Source organism: Pyxidicoccus sp. M6 (assembly GCF_055568925.1).
In genome coordinates this window covers 2750272-2769233 of sequence record NZ_CM145714.1, presented here as the reverse complement: position 1 = coordinate 2769233, position 18962 = coordinate 2750272, and the positions used below count along the sequence as shown (strand labels likewise).

Genomic DNA, 18962 nt, shown 5'->3' with positions numbered 1-18962 from the left:
GCACGGCCCGCTGGGGAAACCGGGGCCCCGTGAGGTTGCGCCCCAGCGCGTGAGGGGCGAAGCTCGCGCCCCTCCCCGGACGAGGTGTCGATGACCGCCCCGCAGCGCGCCGCGAGCCGCCCCCTGGCACAGTCCCTCCACTTCTGGGCCCGCAACGCCTCGAACGAGTCGGCCCTGCTGCGCGCCTCGCTCCAGGTGGGCCTCTTCGACACGCTGCCCGTGAAGGACGCGGCGCCCGCGGTGACGGTGGCGGCACTGGCGGAGCGCACCGGGTGCACGGCCCGTGGCATCCGCGCGCTCGCCGAGCTGTTGGTATGCCTGGGCCTCGTCCACGCGGACGACGCGGGCGCGCTGTCCCTTCCGGCGCCGGTGGCGGCATTCCTCCGCGAGCCCGGCTTCCGGCAACGGCTCGACGCGGAGCTGCCGTGGTGGGGCCCGTGCGGACAGCTCGACGAGGCGGTGAAGCGCGGCGAGCCCCTTGCCCACGGAGGACGGAGCTGGGACGTGCTCGGCCACTTCCGGGAGCTCTTCCTGGCGCCGGCGCCCGCGGGCCCTTCGACGGAAACAGCAGCGGAGAACTTCTTCGACCGCTTCGCGCGCAGCGCCGCGCGCACGCAGGTGCTGCTGTCCGCGGGCCGCCTGGGCGTGCTGGCGGCGCTCGTGTCGAAGCCCCACTCCGTGTCGGAGCTGGGCGCGGCCACCTACATGAGCAGCCCGGGCCTGCGCCTCCTCCTGGAGGTGCTGGAGACGCTCGGCATCAGCGAGCGGGACGGGGCCACCTGGACGCTGACGGCCGAGGCCCGGCAGCTCCTGGAGGGCAAGGCGTTGGACTACCTCCTGCGCTCGCTCTCCGTCACCGCGCGCTACTGGGAGGCGCTGGAGCGACTGGACGAGACGGTGCGCCACGAGCGCTTCTTCCTGGACCTGAAGGACCCGGAGGTGAGCCAGCGCTTCTACGCGGACAACTCGAGCCAGATTACGGCGGTGTTCGCCTCGCACTTCCAGCTCAGCCGGCGCGCCGCTGCCACCGTGGCCCGGGCCCGTCCGCTGGAGGGCGCGGCGGTGCTGGACATCGGCACCGGCTCCGGCGTGTGGGGCGCCGCCTTCGCCCGGGCCACGCCCACCACGCACGTCACCTACTTCGACCAGCAGGTGGTGCTGGAGCAGGTACGGGGCAACGTGGAGGGCCTGAAGGTCTCGGACAGGGCCCGCTTCTGGCCCGGCAACCTCTTCACCCAGGACTTCGGCACGGCGGACTTCGACGTCGTCATCCTGCCCCAGGTGCTCAACGTGCTGCGGCCGGAGGACGTGCCCGGCCTGCTCGGCCGCGCGGCGAGAGCGTTGCGCCAGGACGGAATCCTGGTCATCGCCGAGTACGTGCTCCACGAGCGGAGGGACGGCCCTGAGGACCACCTCTACTTCGGGCTGCGGCGCTTCATGACCAATGAAGGGGACTTGCTCTCGGCCTCGGAGTACCGCCGGCTGCTGGCGGACGTGGGGCTGACCTCCATGGTGTGCCTGCCGCTGCCGACGCAGGAGTTGCTGCTCGCGGCGCGTCCCGGCGTGGTGCTCCCCACCGAGCTGGCGCCCGCGCCGGCTCCCGCGGGCCGGCGCGCCGGCTGAAGCGTCCGCCTCAGCGGGGTGCCGCCTCTGGCCAGGGCACGTCGCCGCGGTGGGCGACGACGACCTGTTGAATGGGCATGTCGAAGGCGCGCGCCGAGGTGAGGCCCACCGGCGTCAGCAGCGCGCGGAACTCCGGCAGCGACAACACGTCGCCCTCGTTGGACACGTACCGGCGCAGCGCGAAGTAGAGCGCGTCCAGCGGGCCGTCGCGCCGGTCCGTCAGCAGGTAGCCGGAGATGAGGAGCACGCCGCCGGGTTTCAGCGCGCGCGCCAGCCGGGCGAAGAAGCCCGGCAGCTCCGTGGGCGGCAACGCGGGGATGATTTGCGGCAGCAGGATGACGTCGTACGCGGCCTCGCCGTAGTCCACGTCCAGGCAGTCCCCGGCCCACAGCCGCGAGCGCGCCTCCAGCTTCAGCTTCGCCAGGTGCGGGCGCACCGCGTCCAGCACGTGCGGCGAGTCCAGGAAGGTGACGTGCGTGGCCGCGTCCGCCAGCCCGAAGGCCGCGCCCCACACGCCCGAGCCGGTGCCCACGTCCAGCACCCGAGCCCCCGCCAGCGGGCGCATGCTCCGCACCAATTCGGCCGCCTTGCGGCTCAGCCGCAGGTGCGAGGCGAAGATGCTGGAGATGCGCGAGGCATTCTCCTGGTAGATGCGGCGTGCGGTCTCCGGCTCGCGCAGGTCCAACCGGAACTTCCGCTCGCGTACCGCCTCGTCCGTATGTCCGAAGGCCTCCCAGTAGGCCATGGTGGCCGGCAGCGCCCGCTGGAAGTACGGCAGGCTCTGCGCGTCCAGCGCGTGGCCGGCGGCCTCCGTGAAGCCCCACGCCCCTGCGTCCCCGCGGGTGATGCCGAGCGTGGCCAGCACCTCCAGCAGCACCCTCAGCCCCTCTGGCGACGCACCCACCGCGCGCGCCAGCTCCGCCAGCGGCGCGGGCCCGGACACCAGGCGCTCCAGCAGCCCCAGCTCCGCGGCCGTCACCAGGGCCTGGGTGCGCAGGAAGTTGCGTGCGAGCCGGTCATGGAAGTCCGCGGCCTCCGCGCCCGGCGCCGGCACGTCGGGCCCCAGGAACAGCGCGCGGTACCTGCCGAGCAAATCCCATGTCCCATCCGCCCACGTCACGGCGGTGCCGGTGCGCACGGCCTCCGGCAGCTTCGCGGCTACGTGCCACCAGCGCGCCGCCTCGCGCAGCCGCGCCACGAAGCCCTCATCCCGGAGGAAGGCGGCCGTGGTGGCGGGGAGCGCGTAGCCACGTCCCGTGTCCAGGTGCACGAAGCCCAGCGCCACCAGCGGCTCGATGACGGCGCGCGTGCCCCGGAGTGTGCCGCCCGACAGCCGCGCCAGCGCGTCCAGCGGCACGGGGTCGCCGGTGCCCACCTCCGGCAGGTGAGCGAGGAGCCCCAGCGAGAGCGCCGCCTGGAACGCCGCGGACTCGTTGCTCGCGTCGCGCGCGTGGAAGTTCAGGCGCTGGACGAAGGCCGGGGCAGCGGTGGATTCGGACATGGGGCAGGCTCCTGTCAGCTCCAGCGAAACCAGCGGACGGTCAACAGCAGGGGCACCAGCGTCCACACGAGCATCACCGCCAGCGGGAAGCCCAGCGCGAGCGCGCCCTCACCCTCCAGCATGATGGCCCGCAGCGCGTCGTTGAGCGCCGTGAGCGGCAGCGCGTGGATGAAGGGCTGGAGCCAGCCGGGGAAGTTCTCCGAGGAGAAGAACACGCCGGACATGAATATCATCGGCATCATCACCAGGTTGACGAGCCCTCCGACGCTCTCCTCCGAGCTCGCCCGCACGGACACCATCAGCCCCACCGCGGCGAAGCACAGCGCGCCCAGCAACCCCATGCCGATGAAGAGCACGTAGCTGCCGAACATGGGCACGCCGAAAAGCCACCGCGCGAAGGCGCAGAAGAAGAGCACCTCCACCAGTCCAAAGAGGCCGCGGGCCAGGATGAAGGCGAGGAAGAAGTCGAAGCGGGACATGGGCGTCGCCGCCATCCGCTTGAGCAGCTTGCCCCCGCGCATGGACGCCATGGAGCTGGCCAGCGTCCACATGCTGGTGGACATCAGGGACATGCCCAGCAGACCCGGGACGAGGAAGTCGACGTAGCGGTTGCCGGGCTCCTCCACCGGCGTGGCCTTCAGCGCCTCGAGGCGGGGCCCGCCCCCGCTGGCCGCGAGCGCCTGCGACACCAGCACCCGCGCGGTGCGACCCTCCGGCTGGCTCGGGTCCACCAGCGCCTCCGGCGAGGCGCCCGGCAGCAGCACCAGCGCCACCTGCCCGCGCGCCAGCTTGCGCCGGGCAGCCTCCGCATCCAGTCGCTGCACCTGGAGCTCGGGGACGCCCTCCAGCCGCGCCACCAGCGTCGGCGCCTCCGGCCCGTCCACCACGGCGACGCGCACCGGCGGCAGCGCCTCGTTGCGGAAGGCCAGTCCCAGCACCAGCGTGACGATGACGGGGAAGACGAACGTCCAGAAGAACACGTCCGGCTGACGCCAGAGGATGCGCAGCCGCATCAGCACGAGCTGGCCCAGGGCTCCCATCATGCCGCCTTCTCTTCCTCGCCCTCGCCCTCGCGCAGCGAGCGGCCCGTCAGTCCGATGAACACGTCGTCCAGCGTGGGACGGCGGGTGGACAGGTGCTTCAGCGTCCCGCCCCCCGCCTCCACCTCTCGCAGCACCGCCGGCAGCGACAGGTGCAGCTCGCGCACGCGCACGGTGATGCGGTCGGCGTGCCGCTGCGCCGTCACCACGCCGGGCAACGGACGCAGCCGCTCCGGCTCCGGCGCGGGGTCCGCCTCCAACTCGATGACCTGCTCGGCGCCCAGCGAGGCGATGATGTCCCGGGGCGTGCCCCGCGCAATCACCCGGCCGTGGTCGATGATGACGAGCCTGTCGCACAGCACCTCGGCCTCGTCCATGTAGTGCGTGGTCAGCACCACCGTGCGCCCGCGCGCCTTGAGCTGGGCCACCACGTCCCACAGCGAGCGGCGCGACTGCGGGTCCAGGCCGGTGGTGGGCTCGTCGAGGAAGAGCACGTCCGGGTCGCCCGCCAGCCCCAGCGCCAGGGCCAGCCGCTGCCGCTGGCCTCCGGACAGCTTCCCCACCCGCGCGTGGCGCTTCTCGCCCAACTGCACCATGCCGATGAGCGTCTCCACGTCGAGGGGGCGCGGGTAGAAGGACGCGAAGAGGCGGACCATCTCCTCCACGGTGAGCTGGTCCACCAGCCGCGTCTCCTGGAGCGTCATCCCGATGCGCCGCCGGAGCGCCCGGGCGTCCTGCTTCCAGCTCATCCCCAGGAGCTTCACCTCGCCCGCGGTGGCGTCCTGGAGCCCCTCCAGAATCTCCACGGTGGTCGTCTTGCCCGCGCCGTTGGGGCCGAGCAGACCGAGGCACTCGCCCCGGCGGATGTCCAGGTCGACGCCGTCCACGGCCACCACGTCACCGAAGCGCTTGACCAGGCCCTTCACCTCGATGGCGAGCTCGTCCTTGGGAGTCATTGAGAGGGGGGCGAGGGGTGGACGGCCAGTATGGCGTAACGATTGTCCGGTGCCCACTCCGTGCTGGCGGGAATGCAGCGGCCCCGTGCCGAGGGTGCTACGGTCCCTCCCCGTGTCCCAGAGCGACTCACTGGAAGCGCGGGTGGAACGGCTGGAATTGCCGTTCAACGAGTACGGTGTGGACCCCTACGGCATCTCGAAGCGCCACGTGCTGCATGCGCTCCAGGTGTTCTCCGTCCTGTACCGGTATTACTTCCGGGTGAAGTGTTTCGGCATCGAGAACATCCCCGCGCGAGGCCGGGGGATGCTGGTGGGCAACCACTCGGGCGGCGTGGCGGTGGACGGGGCCATGGTGCTCGCCTCCACGATGCTGGAGATGGACCCGCCGCGGCTGTCGCAGGGCATGGTGGAGCGCTTCCTCCACAAGTTCCCCATCAGCTCGTTGTGGGCCAGCCGCACCGGCCAGTTCACCGGGCTGCCCGAGCACGCGAAGCGGCTGTTGGAGGACGACCGGCTGCTGATGATTTTCCCCGAGGGCGCGCGCGGGACGGCGAAGCTGTACAACCAGCGCTACTCGCTGGTGGACTTCGGCACGGGCTTCGTGCGGCTGGCATTGCAGACGCGCTCGCCCATCATCCCCTTCGCCTTCCTGGGCGGCGGCTCGGCCATTCCCACGGTGTTCAACGCGTATGCGCTGGGGAAGCTGATGGGGGTGCCGTACGTGCCGGTGACGCCGTGGCTGTTTCCGGTTCCGCTTCCGGTGCAGCTCGAAATCCATTACGGCGAGCCGCTCGTCTTCCACGGGACGGGGGACGAAGAGGACCACGTCATCGAGGGCTATGTGGCGAAGGTGAAGGCGCGCATCGCGGGACTCATCGAGCGGGGCCGGGCGGAGCGCCACGGCCGGCGGTCGGGCAGGAGGCTGTTGCCATGAGGGTGCTGATTCCGGGCATCGCGGGAGGAATCGCGCGCAAGCTGGCCCTGCGGCTGCACGAGGCGGGGCACCAGGTGGCGGGAGTGGACATCCGCCCGTGGGAGGAGGCGCGCGAGCTGGGCATCGAGGTGTTCCGCGGCGACGTGCGCAAGCGGGCGGCGGAGGACGTCTTCCGGCGCTGGCGTCCGGAGGCGGTGGTGCACATGGCCACCGTGACGGCCTTCACGGTGCAGGGCGCGGAGCGGGGCCGCATCAACCTGGACGGCACGAAGGCGGTGTTCGACCACTGCGCGGCGCACGGCGTGAAGCAGATGCTCTTCGTGGGGCGGCACACGTTCTACGGGGCGGCGGCGGACTCGCCGCTGTACCACTCGGAGGACGAGCCGCCGCGGGCGCTGGAGGCCATTCCGGAGCTGGCGGACCTGGTGGCCGCGGACCTGTACGCGGCGACGGCGCTGTGGCGGCTGCCGAAGGTGACGACGGCGATTCTGCGGCTGCCGTACACGCTGGGGACGCCGGGCACGGGGACGCTGGCGTCGTTCCTCAAGGGACGGCGGGTGCCGCTGGTGCTGGGGTATGACCCGTTGTTCCACGTGCTCCAGGAGGAGGACGTGGTGGCGGCGCTGGTGCTCGCGCTGACCGGGGAGCTGCGGGGCATCTACAACGTCGCGGGACCGCCGCCGATTCCGTTCTCTGTGATTGTGAGGGAGACGGGCCGCACGGGCGTGCCGCTGCCGGCACCGGTGCTGCGGATGCTGCTGGGGCGCGGAGGGTTCCCGAGGCTGTCCGTGGGCGCGCTGGACCACCTGCGCTTCCCCATCGTCGTGGACAACCGCCGGTTCCTGGAGGCGACGGGGTTCGAATACAAGTACAGCGTCGCGGACATGCTGCGCATGTACCGGGAGTCGGCGCCGTTGCCTCACGGTTGAGGCGCCGGGGCTTCAGCGCACGCAGAGCGCTCGAATCGGGAGGGACGTCCGCAGTCCCTCCACGCCGCCCGTGCCGAGGTGGGCCGTCCAGGCCACCTGCCCGAAGCTGTTGCCCCCGAACGATGTCGCGGACCACACCTTGCCTCCGATGGCTCCGGAGAGGGCCTGGTACAGCGCATTGCGCACGCCCGGGTCGCTGACGAGCTCCGCCAGTTCGCCTCGCTCCGGCAGGCGCCAGCCGCCGCCGTCGACGACAAGCGCACCGCAATAGCGCTGGGCCTCCTCCCACGAGTACGCGTTGTCGGACAGTCGCCGCGTCCATACGAGCCCCGTCCGCGTGTCACGCACCGTTGGGCCCTGCACCACGAAGCGCTCGGGCGCCCCACGCTCGGGTGCTTCGGGCGCCGTGGCCTCGTGTGGCTGGGGCGGCTCCTCACGCAGCTTCGTGGGGGATGCTTCGGATGATGGAGCCCGAGCCTCCTCGGGGGGAGCCTCCGGCTCCGGGACGGATTCGGGCCGGGCGGCCGCACGCGCGAGCGTGAGCCTCACCAGATGCACCGTGTCCTCCTTCACCTCGATGTCGCGCTCCTGGGGCTCGTGCCCCAGCGCGGTGGCCCTCACCTTCCACCGCCCCACGAGCGCCTGCTCGTCCACGAAGGATGCCGCGGCCAGGAAGCGCTGCTCCCCGCGAGGATTCGTGACCTCGATGCGCGCGCCCGCATCGGGGCGGACCTCGACGCGCAGCCGCGCCGAGGCGGGCTCGGCGCGCGGGCTGGGGGCAGGAACCGCAGGGGACTCGCGAAGCGGCATCACCGGGGGCGTCGCGACGGGGACCTTCGACGCTTGTGAAGACTTCGCGGCCGAGGGGCGCGCAGAGGACGGGGCTGGAGTGTTGGTGGTGGGGCCCGGTGTATTGATGTTGGTGCGCGGCGTGGTGGTACTGGGGACCGGCGCGGTGACGGGAGCCGGTGTCGCGGCGGGAGCCTTGGCGGGCGCTGCTGTCTGCTCCGAGCGCCGCAGCCACAGCATGAGCAACAACAGTCCGAAGAGGCCGAGCAGCCCCGCTCCCTTGGCCTCGCTGGACAGGCCCCGCGAGACGGGACGCGGCTCCTCCGCACGCGCGGGCGGAGCCGACTTCAGCGGAGAGCGGCGCTCCACCGCCTTCGGCTCGGGAGGTGGCACGGGCCGTACCTCCGTTGCGGCAGCCACCTTCTGCGAGGGACGCGCCACGGCGGGAGGCGCCGCCGGAGGAGGCTTCGGCTCGGGCGCGGCCTTCACCTGCGACATGGACATCACCGGCCGGGGTGCAGGCGCGTCCAGGGCCTGTGAGAATTCCTCGCATGTGGCGAACCGCTGCGCGGGCTCCGGCGCCATGGCCTTGTGGATGACCGCGGCGAGGCCGGGGTCGATGCCGGGATGCACCTGCTCCGGGGGAAGGAACTCCGCCTGGACGATGCTCCTCATGATGAGGAACTCGCTGTCCCCGTCGAAGCAACGCTTGCCCGTCGCCAGCTCGTACAGGGTGACGCCCAGCGAGAAGATGTCCGAGCGGGGCGTGGCGTCTCTCGGGTCCTTCACCTGCTCCGGGCTCATGTAGTGCGGCGTGCCCAGCCGGGCTCCGGTGCGCGTGGCGCGCTTCCCCTCCGCGCCGGGTGCCTTGGCGATGCCGAAGTCGAGGATGCGCGCCACCCGGTCGCCGTGCACCTCGTGGAGGAAGATGTTGGAGGGCTTCAGGTCCCGGTGCACGTAGCCCTGCGCGTGTGCGAAGCCCACGCCCGCCAGCGCCTGCCGGAAGATGTCGCGCACCTCGTCGGGGGATGGCGCCCGGCCCTCGCGCGACTCGATGAAGGCCTCCAGCGACTGGCCCTCCAGGAAGTCCATCACCAGCCCGGCGACGCCCGGGGCCACCACGAGGTCCGTCACCGCCACGATGTTCGGGTGACGCAGCTGCGCCTGGATGCGCCCCTCCTCCAGGAAGCGCGCGCGCAGCTCCGCGTTCACCGTCAGCTCCGGGTCCAGCACCTTCAGCGCGTGGACGCTCCCCAACACCCGGTGGCGCACGCGGTAGACCCGAGCCATGCCCCCGCCACCGAGCTCGCGCTCGATTTCGTAGGGCTCCACCACCACTCCCGGCTGCAACATCATGCTCCTCCTCGGGCGTCTTCCCCCGTGCTGGCTAGAAGAACTCCCAGGCCCCCACGTACTGCCCGCGCTTGCGCTTGCCGGCGATGAGATACCCGTCGATGGCGAACAGCAGGTTCATGGTGAGCGCGAGACAGGGCCCGCCCGCCGCGGTCAACCCGAAGACCAGCACGAGCCACGTCACCATGAGGCTCAGCCCCTTGGCGATCTGCTCGTTGTAGAGCTGCCCCACACCGGGGATGCAGAAGAAGCTCGCCAGCGCCGCGATGATGGGCGAGGCCCCCGGCGTCGGCGCGATGGCCCCTGGACGGGGGGGCATCACCGCGGGGACCGCCACGGTGCCCACCGTAGCCACTCCCGGCGGACGCTCGGCGACCGGTGAAGCCAGGGGGCGCTGCACCCTGGGCGGAGGCGCGGGCGCGGCCGTCGAGTAGGCGGGCGCGGCGGGCTCGTTCCGGGGTGGGGGCGCGGCGTGCTTCTCCGGCTGCGGCGCGTTCATGGTGCCCACGACGCCCGGGCTCGTCACCGCGTACGAGCGCGAGGGCTTCGCCGGGGCCTGCGCCGCCGGGTCGTTCACAGACTCCAGCGCCACGCGGAAGGCGGCGCAGTCCTGGAAGCGCTCCGCCGGGTCCACCGCCAGCGCCTTGCGGATGCAGCCCGCCAGCACCGGCGGCAGTCCACCGACGACGCGCTCGGGCGGCTCGAACGTGCCCTCCACGATGCGGCTCATGGTGCCGAAGTCGCTCGGCGCGGCGAAGGCCACCTTGCCGGTGGCGACCTCGTAGAGGATGGCGCCCAGCGAGAAGATGTCCGAGCGCGCATCCACCTCTTCCGCGCCCCGCACCTGCTCCGGGCTCATGTACAGCAACGTGCCCATGCGCGCGCCGGCCCGCGTGCGCTGCTTGTTGTGCAGCTCCTCGTCGCGCAGCAGCTTGGCGATGCCGAAGTCCGTCACCTTCGGCTGCAGGCGGCCCCGGCTGTCCCGGCCGAGGATGATGTTGTCGGGCTTGAGGTCCCGGTGGACGACGCCGGCCTTGTGCGCCTCCTCCACCGCGTCCAGCACGGGCAGGAAGACGGCGAGCACGTCGTCCAGCTTCAGCGCGCCCTCCTGGTGGACGCGGTCCCCGAGCGTGGGGCCCTCGACGAAGTCCATCACCAGCCCGGCCACCGGCGTGGTGACGATTTCAGTCACCTGCACGATGTTGGGGTGGCGCATCCGCGCCTGGATGCGCCCCTCCGACAGGAAACGGCCGCGCAGCTCCGGGTCCTTCGCGAGGTCCGAGTTCAGCACCTTCAGCGCGTGCGTGCTGTGCAGCCCCAGGTGGCGCACCTCGTACACGGCCGCCATGCCCCCCTGCCCCACCAGCCGTACGACTTCGTACCGGCCGTCGAGCTGGGTCCCCGGCTGCAGTTCCTCCGTGCCACTCATTGCCATCTCCCCGCGAGCGCCAGCCCCGCGTGTCTATCCCAGCAGTTCCAACACGCCCGCCTTGTCCGGCCCCGCATCGAGCACGTCCTGGGGCGTGCATGCCTGGCAGCCATGCGCGCATCCGCAACCGGCCAGCAGCGCACGCACCCACTTGAAGGTGTCGTCGATGAGCGACAGGTCCATGGCCTCCGCCACACCCATGCCCTGCAGGTGGCGGTCCACCACCGCGACGCCCGCGGGCGCCCCGGCGTACAGCCCAGGCCCCACGGGAACGACCTCGATGTCCTCGTCCCCGGCGAGCAGGTGCGCCAGCAGCACGCCGTCCGCCGAGCGCGCCAGGTGGAAGAGCGCAGCCGCTGTCCCGCCCGAAGGAAAGAGGAGGGCCCGCACGCGCGTGCGGTAGCGGCAGGTGACCTCACCCATGTCCACGCGGCCCGGCCGGCCCACCTGCATGAAGCCGGTGACGCGCTCCACCACCGTCGCCTCCACCGTGCTCACCTGGTACGTGGTCCGTCCGCTGTGCACCGTCTGCGGAGACTCCACGACGCTGGCCGCCTCCACGCGAATCTGGAGCTGGGGCCGCGTGAGGGGCCGGTCATGCGGCACCGGGTGGACGCGAATCTCCCCGCGCTTCGTGTCGTAGGCATTCAGGGGGACCTCGTAGCGCGCGTCCCCCACCGCGAACACCCGGCCCGGATAGAAGCGGGTGTCCACCAGCAGCCGGTCCACCTCGAGCAGTTGCTGGCCGCCCTGCCCGTCGACGATGTGCACCACCTGGTCGCTCACGGTGCGGCGCAGCGGGCCGCCGTGTCCGACCGCCGAGGGCATCGCGGGGATGACGGGGCTGCGCACCACCTCGTCCTGTCCCGGTGGCCGGCGCACCGCGTGGCGCTCGGCGCGGAAGCCCTGGCCGAGCGCCGCGTCCACCCGCGAGCGTCCGAAGACGGCGGCCAGGGCCGCGTAGTCCTGCGTCCCTTCGCGCAGCGCCGCCTTCAGGTGCGCGTTGGCCAACGAGGCGTTGTGTCGCCCCACCAGCGGCCGGGGCGGCGGCAGCATGCCGTTGCGCGCCAGGCCCTCCAGGTTGCTGTCGCGCAGGAGGAAGCGCACCAGCGGCGTGTCCGGCAGGGACCACAGCGCATCATGCGCGCCTCCACCCGGCAGGGGCGCCAGGTGCGGCAGCGCGCGGTACGCGGCCACCAGCCAGGCCTCGCCCAGGTCCGCCACGGACGCGGCCCCCGCGAGCGAGACGTCGCGCGTGAAGTGCACGTCGCGGCCCCAGAACTCGGCCGCGCTCCGGTCGAAGGCGCCGCCCGGGTCTCCCACGGAAGCGGGCAGGCCCGCCGCCGTCACCGGCTCCAACGCACGGCGCACCCACGGCGTCCCCGGCGTGTCCCGGAAGCCGGGGGCCACGCGCCACGCACGCACCTGCGCGGCGGCGCGTGGCGCGTACGGCACCTCGCGCACCGGGAAGCCGGGGAACATGCCCTCTACCAGCGAGCGCGTGCCGACACCGCCCACGCCCGTGGCCAGCACGCCCCACCGCGAGCCCGCGCTGGAGAGCGCCAGCCCGAGGCGGCGCAGCGTGAACATGCGGTGCGAGGTAGCCAGTGGCGTGCCGCGGTCCACCTGGGACAGCAGCACCAGCCCCACCGAGCGCGCCCACAGCCGGCCGCAGCCGTCGCTCGCGCCGCCCAGCGCGGCGATGCCCTCCGAGGACAGCCCTTCCACGTCCAGGAAGACGGCCGCGGGCATGCGGTGCCCCACCAGCGCGTCGCGCAATTCGCCCGCCCCCGCCACCAACGCGCCCGGCGGCCATCGCCCCAGGCGCGCGAAGGCCTCCTCCACCGCGTCGCGCAGCGCTTCCGGCGCGTCCGCCACCACCAGGCACGTCAGCCCCTCGCGCTGGAGCGCCAGCGCCAGGCACGCCGCGAGGAAGTGGCGCTCCGTCGGGTCCGGCAGGTCTCCCACCAACCAGCCCTGGCGCGGCTCGCGCCAGGCGGCGCTCACGTCCTCCAGCGCGCGAGGCGCGGGCCCCAGGCCGCCCGCTGCCTGCCAGGCCCGCGACGTGCCATCCGCCGCCGCGACACCCGACGCGACGACACCCGGCGTGGCCAGCAGCGGACGCGCCCGGCCCTCCACCGCGCCGACGCGCTGCCAGAGCGCGGCCACCTCCACGGGAGTCACGGGCTTCGCGGCCACGGCCGTGGAAGCCACCACCGGCGCGGCGCGCTCGGAGCGCGTCCACACCGCCAGCGCCACGCACACCATGGGCAGCACCGACGCCAGGTCCAGCAGCACGCGGCCCGGCCGGTCCTGCAGATAGGGCCCGTGCAGCGCCACCAGGGACAGCACCGGCACGCCCACCAGCGCCACCGCCAGCGGCGAGGCCAGCGGCACGCGGAAGGGCTCGCCCCGCCGGTTGCGCTCGCGCAGCGCGAGGATGGGCGCCGCGATGAGGAACAGCACGGCGTGCGCCAGCGCCAGCATCAGGACTGCGTGCAGCGGGTACCACAGCCTCGACGTGTTGCCGGTGAGCGCCGTGTCCAGCGCACGCAGCCAGCCGAGCGGCCCATCCTGCATGGCACCGCTCGCCGCCTCCAGCAGTCGCGCCAGGACGACGGCGGCCAGCGTGACGCCCACCGTCCTCCCCACCGGGAGCGCGGCACGGTGCCAGCGCGTGCCGGCGTCGCCGCCCACCAGCAGCGCGGACAGCACCCACGCCAGCACGGGCGTGGCCAGGACGAGCGCCCACAGCGCCACGACGAGGAGCAGCGGCAGCGGCACGGGTTGCAAGCTCATGACAGCCCCCGGGCGCCGCGCGCCACGTCCTCCACCGTGAGTCCCTCCCACGTCCGCACGAAGACGACGCGGGCCGCCGGCCGAGGAGACCAGAGCACCGGCAGCCGGAAGGGCATGTCGCGCAGCGCGTCCTGCATCACCTCACGGCCTGCCGCCGGCGCCAGCACGAAGCCCTCTCCCTGGCGCGTGCCCACCACCGGGTCTCCCTGCGCGTCCAGCGGCTGGCATGGCGGCGCGAGCACCGCGCCCACGCGCGTCCCGAAGTCCGCCAGCGAGTCCCGCATCGCCAGCGCGGCCTCCGCGTCCTCGAAGAAGCTGCGCCGGGCGAGCGGCGCCACCTGACGGCGGGCCAGCTCGCCGATGCGCGCGTCGTCGCCGCACGGCGCGCCCTCGAAGAGCCCGCCCGCGGGCCACGTCCCCTCCAGCAGCCGGTCCGCCCAGACGCGCTCCTCCGCCACCTCGCGGCACGCGGCCACCTGGCGCGCCAGCACCGGCGACGGGAGCAACGGAACGTGCAGCAGTCCTCCAGCCCCCAGCAGCGGCCCCAGGTCGTCCTGCCGCGCCTCGGTGGCCGGTGTCAGTCCCAGCGTGCCCATCCGCTGGCGCGCCCTGTCCCGGGCCTCCCGCACTGTCCGCCGCGCCAGCCACAATCGCTCCGCCGCGCCCTCCACCGCGAGCAGGGCCCCGCGCAGGCCGCGCAGCCGGCGGACCCTCAAATGCGACTCCGCCTGCCGCCCCACCTCGCTCCCCTCGCGCTGGTGCGCCGCCGCGGCAAGGGCCTCACGCCGGGCCTCCAGCTCGCGCCGCACCCGCCGCCGCGCCGGGTAGCCGGCCAGCACCAGACCTCCCAGGCCCGCCGCCAGCGCCAGCACCAGCGCGCCGAGCCACGGCCACACCTCCGTCCAGTCCACCGCCGCGCCCTGTGTGGGCGCCGTCGCGGCCGCCACCACCAGCGTCGACGGCCCCGCGCCACCCGCCGTGGTAACAGCCGGCGTGGAGAAGGCGAGGCCCGTGGCGACCGCCGCCAACAGCACCGCGGCCAAGAGCGCCGCCGCCGTCGCCAGCGCCTGCCTCCTCTCGGGCAGCGCCTTCACGGCCTGCTCCAGCGCCTCCGTGGCCGCAGGAGCCGCCGCGCTCCCCGGGGAAGCGCCCGTTATCTCCGCGCCAGTATTCGCGGCCGCCTCGCACGCCCGGGCGTCCTTGAGCCGGGCGGCGAGCCCCTCCAGTCCCGCCTCGACATGGCGCAGCCGCACGAGTCCCGACGTGGGGCCCAGTTCCTGGTCGAAGGCTCCTCGCAGCCCGTGCTCCACCGTGGCTGCGACCTCGTACTCGGCCGCGTCCAGCGCGCGCATCAGCTCCTCGCGGCGCACGTCTCCCGCGCGCGTGGAAGGCCGGGCCGCGTCCCCCGCTTCGAAGAGCAGCGGATAGCGGGCGCGCAGGGTGGCGGCCGAATCGAAGGGCCCCACCCGCACGTCCATGGCCGGCAGCTCGCGAGGCACGTTCGCCAGCGAGGCCGCCTCGCGCCGGCACCGCTGCGCGGGCTCGCCATCCACCAGAGGCGCCAGCCACTTCTCCGGTTGCAGCGCCGCCGCCGTCCCCTCGGCGAGCGCCGCGTCCACCCGGGGCGGCTCCAGCCGCGCCACCAGCGAGCCCAGCCCGTCATACGCCGCGCGCGCTTCCGCGTACTCGCGCACGCGCGCCTCCGGCACCTCCGCGGACGCCACCGAGACGAAGCCCAGCAGCCCCTCCCCATGCGCCGGGTGGGCCATGCGCTGCGCGATACCCTCCTCGGTGCGCAGTCCGGAGCCCACCAGGGCCACGCCGAAGGCGGCGCACGTGGCCACGAGCTCCTGCGACGTCAACGTGCCCGCCGTCGTCTGCTGGGCCACGAGCCAGATGCGCGACAGCAGCGGGTACGCGGGCCGGCCTCGCGCCCAGGCCTCCACCGCCGCCAGCCGGGACAGCGCCACCGCCGCGCGCGAGTGCGACAGCGCGGGCACCTGCACCACCAGGTGCATCGCCGCGGCCCGCTGCTCCGGCGGCCGGTCCGGCGGGAAGATGGAGCCGTAGCCCTCCGCCACCAGCCTCGCCGCGTCCTCGCACGCGGTGAGCAGGTCCTCGTCACCCACCTGGAGCGCCGCCGCGAAGACGACCACGTCCAGCCGTGGGTCCCTCCGCTCGCCTCCACCACGCCCGGCGCGCAGCAGGTCCTCCAGCAACGGATGGAGCCCCGCCGCCACCGCCGAGCCCGCCTCGCACTTGAGCGGGGCCAGCAGCGACTCGTCCGCGTCCAGCGACAACAGCGCCCGGTCCACCACCTCGTGGCCGAACCGCCCCAGTCCCACCAGCACGGTGGGGTAAGCCACGGCGCCGCTCAACTCACGCCCTCAGCTCGGCCAGGAGCGACTCGACCACCGCGCGCTCTTCCTGGAGGAAGCGCTTCTCCGCGTCGCGTCCCTCCGCCACCGCCCGCGCGTACGTCTCGGTGAGCCGCCGCTGGTGCGCCTGCGCCTCCTCCAGCAGCCGGGTACGCTCGGAGCGCTCCACCGTCCGCTGCCGCCACGCGTCCTGGGCGCTCGTCTCCAGGTCTGCCCTCAACGTCGGGTCCATCGCCTCGAAGGACTCGAAGGCCTGGGCCCGCTCCGGCGCCAGCTTGTTGCGCGTGCCCGCGAAGGTCCAGTGGTAGCCCTGCTCGTCGCGGATGATGTTGCCGAACAGCATGCACAGCGTGAAGGCGCGCAGCCGCGCGTCCCGGGACTGGCGAGCGGCCTGCGCGGCGCGCTCGGCGGTGCGGCGCTCCTCGGCGCGCTTGATTTCCACCGGGTCCAGGTCCGGTAGGCCCGGGTCGCCCTCCCACGCCGCTTCGATGTGCAGCGGGTACGTGCGGTTCGCGTCCGCCTTCACCTTCTTGTAGGCGGAGTACAGCTCCGTCTGGATGTTGCGGAACCAGTAGAGCGGCACGCCCAGCAGCGCGCGGTACAGCACCAGCGCGTCCTGCTCCTCCCAGCCCGCCACCCGCTGCGTCCCCGCCACCGAGCCGCGCAGCAGGTTCCACAGCGCGCCCTCCTCGTCGCTGGCGTAGCGCTCGTGCAGTCCCGCGTAGAAGACGTCCGCGGGCACCACCGTGGGGTCGTCCCGGCGCGTGGCGTCCACGTGGGCCAGGAGCACGCACTCCTCCGCCAGCCGCTTGAAGCGGTCCTCGATGCCGGTGCGCACGTCGCGCGCCGGCACCGCACGCAGTTCCTCGTCCAGCTTGCCCGTGCGCTTGAGCGCCTCCAGGTCCTTGCCCGCGCGGTGCAGGGCCACGTAGCGCTGCTCCAGCTCCAGCGCGCTCGCCAGGTCCAGGCCCATGTCCTTCAGCACGCGGCCGTACACCTCCGTGGCCTGGGCCTCCAGCCGCTCCCGCACCTTCTGGACGATTTCCCCCGCGTCCCGCGCGCGCAGCCGGCCGTCCGCGTCGCGCGCCGGGCTGAACGCCTCCGTCACCGCGTCGAAGATGTCCGCCGCGCGGAAGTTGGAGTCGCTGTCCAGCTTGTGCAGGTACAGCTCGCGCCACAGCCGCTCGCGGCGCCGGTCATCCCGCAGCACCTCCGCGTCCAGGTAGAACTGCGCCACGTCCGAGCCCGTGTCCACCGCCGCCGGGTCCTTGCGGAAGCGCTCCGCCTGGGCCTCGGCGTCACGAGCGCGCTCGTCCGCCACCTGCGCCACCTTGCGGAACGACTCCAGCCGCGCCTCCGCGTCCTTTCGCAGCTCGCTCTCGAAGGCGCGCCAGAAGGTGCGCTTGATTTCGTCGCGGAAGTCGTTGGACCACTGCTCCACCCGCGACACCGCGCGCAGCTTGGCCGCGCTGAAGGCCTTGTTGTCGCGGTCCGTCAGGCTCTTGAGCAGGCCCGGCTGCGCGTTGCGCGCCATCTCCGCGTCCAGCCGCGAAATCTCCTGCCGCACCTCCGGGCTGTCCAAATCCGGCGGCGCCACGTCCGACTTGAGGTACGCGCCGTCCTCCGGGTCCTGGAACGGGACGAGGAAGGGCTGCTCCAGCAGGCGGATGAGGAACAGCCGCTGGGCAATGGGGTTGACCTCGTTGTCCTTGAAGAAGGTCTCGAAGAAGCGCCCGGTGCGCACCTCGCCGCGCTGCGCCTCCAGGTACTCGCCCACCACGCGGGCGCGCGACTCGTCCTTCGAGCGGCGCAGCACCGCGATGGGCCGGCTCAGCGACGGGTTGCCCGGGTTGATGGACTGCTTCTCCACGTCCGGGATGTCGATCTTCTCGTCCAGCCGGCCGAACACCTCCTCCAGCCGCGTACGGAACGCATCCGCCAGGGGCCTGCCGCCCTTGCCGAGCTGCGCCTGGATGCCGAAGAACTGGCCCTTCTCGTCGCGGCGCTCCTCCTCGCCCGCGCGGAACGCGACGTAGCCCTTGAACTTCTCGTCGATGCGCCGGTTCTTCTCCAGCACGTCCAGCCGCTGGAAGGCCGGGTCGCCGTAGGGCACCTGGAAGTCCGGGTGGTCCGCGCCGAAGCAGAGGAACTGCCGGAAGGCGCTCGCCACGTAGCGCAGGCCCGCGTAGCGCAGGATGTCGCGCCGCGGGAGCTGGAGCAGCGCCGTGCCGAAGGCGCCGTAGTGGACGGAGAAGTGGCCCAGGGCCAGCTTCTTCTGGTGCTTCTCGTAGTTGTCGTACTCGCCGGCCTGCGCGCCCAACAGCGGCGAGAAGAGCTGCACGTAGCAGGCATCCGCCACCGCGTGCTCGTACTTCTCGATGGAAATCTGGTCCGGCCGGTCGATGAGGTACGTCAGCGCGAAGGGGCGCTCGCCGACGAACTGGCGGCTCGTGTCGCGGGTGCCCGGGTCGTAGTGGAACTCCAGCGAGTCCGTGCCGCCCGCGTAGTCGAGCTGGCGGTTGAGGAACTCCAGCTCCTTCAGCGCGGCATAGCCGTTGGCCATGATGTCCGCCTGGAGCTGGGGCCGCACCTTCTCGCGGAAGGCGGTGGGCAGCGTCAGCATGGAGACGATTTGCGGCCGTCCCCAGCCCGCGTCCTGCACCATCTGCCGCAGCAGATAGGCCATGGGCAGGAAGCCGCCGGAGCCGGTGCCTCCCGCCACGGAGCCGTACAGCATCACCCGGACGACCTTGTTCTCGTTGTCACGCCACGGGTTCTCTCGGCGCGTGGACTCGTCGAGCAGGCGCTGGAGCGTGCGGCGGATGCCGCGCCGGTCCTCTTCCAGGTTGTAGTAGAGCCGCAGCCGGCTCTCCATGCGGATCTGCCCCGCGCCCGCGCCCTGGGCGGCGCGGAAACCGTAGCTGGCGGGCACCCACTGCGTGACGAGCGGGTCCTCCGGCAGCTCGCGCTGGCCGCGCTTGCGCTCGATGTACGCGCGCTGGTCGAACGCGGAGATGAGGAAGCGGTTCTCCGGCGGGACGTCCCGGAGCTTGTCCAGGTCATCCTTGTTCGTGTCGATGGCCACGAAGTGCGTCATCGACTGGATGCGTTCCCAGTTCGGATGGCGCCGCAGACGCTGCGCCAGGAGCTGGACGATCTTCCCGCCGTTGCCGCCCAGGCCCACGAACAGGGTCGGGTTGAACTTCTCCGTAGCCAACAGCCCCAAGGCGT

11 protein-coding genes are annotated in these 18962 nt (G+C 72.9%); 3 read left to right on the top strand and 8 right to left on the bottom strand.

Features of this window, described 5'->3' with window-relative positions:
- Positions 1–90 precede the first annotated feature (90 nt).
- Positions 91–1623, top strand: coding sequence for a class I SAM-dependent methyltransferase (locus ACVTJA_RS11535; protein WP_465836399.1), 1533 nt, complete (start codon positions 91–93; stop codon positions 1621–1623).
- A 10-nt stretch (positions 1624–1633) separates the two neighbouring features.
- Here ACVTJA_RS11535 and ACVTJA_RS11530 read toward each other — a convergent pair whose 3' ends face one another.
- Genes ACVTJA_RS11530 through ACVTJA_RS11520 form a run of 3 tightly spaced genes read right to left on the bottom strand, consistent with a single transcriptional unit; the run spans position 1634 to position 5120 of the window.
- Positions 1634–3124, bottom strand: coding sequence for a methyltransferase family protein (locus tag ACVTJA_RS11530; RefSeq protein WP_465836397.1), 1491 nt, complete (start codon positions 3122–3124; stop codon positions 1634–1636).
- 14 nt (positions 3125–3138) lie between these two features.
- The gene (locus ACVTJA_RS11525; RefSeq protein WP_465836395.1) at positions 3139–4167 is read right to left on the bottom strand and encodes an ABC transporter permease; all 1029 of its coding nucleotides are present in this window, start codon (positions 4165–4167) and stop codon (positions 3139–3141) included.
- On the bottom strand, positions 4164–5120 hold the full coding sequence (locus ACVTJA_RS11520; RefSeq protein WP_465836393.1) for an ABC transporter ATP-binding protein: 957 nt from the start codon (positions 5118–5120) through the stop codon (positions 4164–4166). Before ACVTJA_RS11520 ends, ACVTJA_RS11525 begins: the two co-directional genes overlap by 4 nt.
- 112 nt (positions 5121–5232) lie before the next feature.
- On the opposite strand from ACVTJA_RS11520, the gene ACVTJA_RS11515 reads away from it, so the two are divergent.
- Together ACVTJA_RS11515 and ACVTJA_RS11510 are read left to right on the top strand one after the other, a co-directional pair.
- Positions 5233–6054 carry a lysophospholipid acyltransferase family protein gene (locus tag ACVTJA_RS11515; protein ID WP_465836391.1) on the top strand — a complete coding sequence of 274 codons (822 nt, stop codon included), beginning with the start codon at positions 5233–5235 and terminating at the stop codon, positions 6052–6054.
- Positions 6051–6983, top strand: a complete 933-nt coding sequence (locus ACVTJA_RS11510) for an NAD-dependent epimerase/dehydratase family protein (protein WP_465836389.1) — start codon at positions 6051–6053, stop codon at positions 6981–6983. Before ACVTJA_RS11515 ends, ACVTJA_RS11510 begins: the two co-directional genes overlap by 4 nt.
- Before the next feature lie 12 nt (positions 6984–6995).
- Here the strand turns inward: ACVTJA_RS11510 and ACVTJA_RS11505 are convergent, their stop codons facing one another.
- The 5 genes from ACVTJA_RS11505 to ACVTJA_RS11485 are packed head-to-tail and all read right to left on the bottom strand — an operon-like array spanning position 6996 to position 18957.
- On the bottom strand, positions 6996–9128 hold the full coding sequence (locus tag ACVTJA_RS11505; protein ID WP_465836387.1) for a protein kinase domain-containing protein: 2133 nt from the start codon (positions 9126–9128) through the stop codon (positions 6996–6998).
- A gap of 31 nt (positions 9129–9159) precedes the next feature.
- Positions 9160–10554: a serine/threonine protein kinase gene (locus ACVTJA_RS11500; RefSeq protein WP_465836385.1), complete on the bottom strand. Its 1395-nt coding sequence runs from the start codon at positions 10552–10554 to the stop codon at positions 9160–9162.
- Between the two features lie 33 nt (positions 10555–10587).
- A complete protein-coding gene (locus ACVTJA_RS11495) occupies positions 10588–13353 on the bottom strand; it encodes a hypothetical protein (RefSeq protein WP_465836383.1) in 2766 nt (921 codons plus the stop codon).
- Positions 13350–15719, bottom strand: coding sequence for a hypothetical protein (locus ACVTJA_RS11490; protein WP_465836381.1), 2370 nt, complete (start codon positions 15717–15719; stop codon positions 13350–13352). Before ACVTJA_RS11490 ends, ACVTJA_RS11495 begins: the two co-directional genes overlap by 4 nt.
- 13 nt (positions 15720–15732) lie before the next feature.
- Positions 15733–18957 carry a tubulin-like doman-containing protein gene (locus ACVTJA_RS11485; RefSeq protein ID WP_465836379.1) on the bottom strand — a complete coding sequence of 1075 codons (3225 nt, stop codon included), beginning with the start codon at positions 18955–18957 and terminating at the stop codon, positions 15733–15735.
- Positions 18958–18962: the final 5 nt, after the last annotated feature.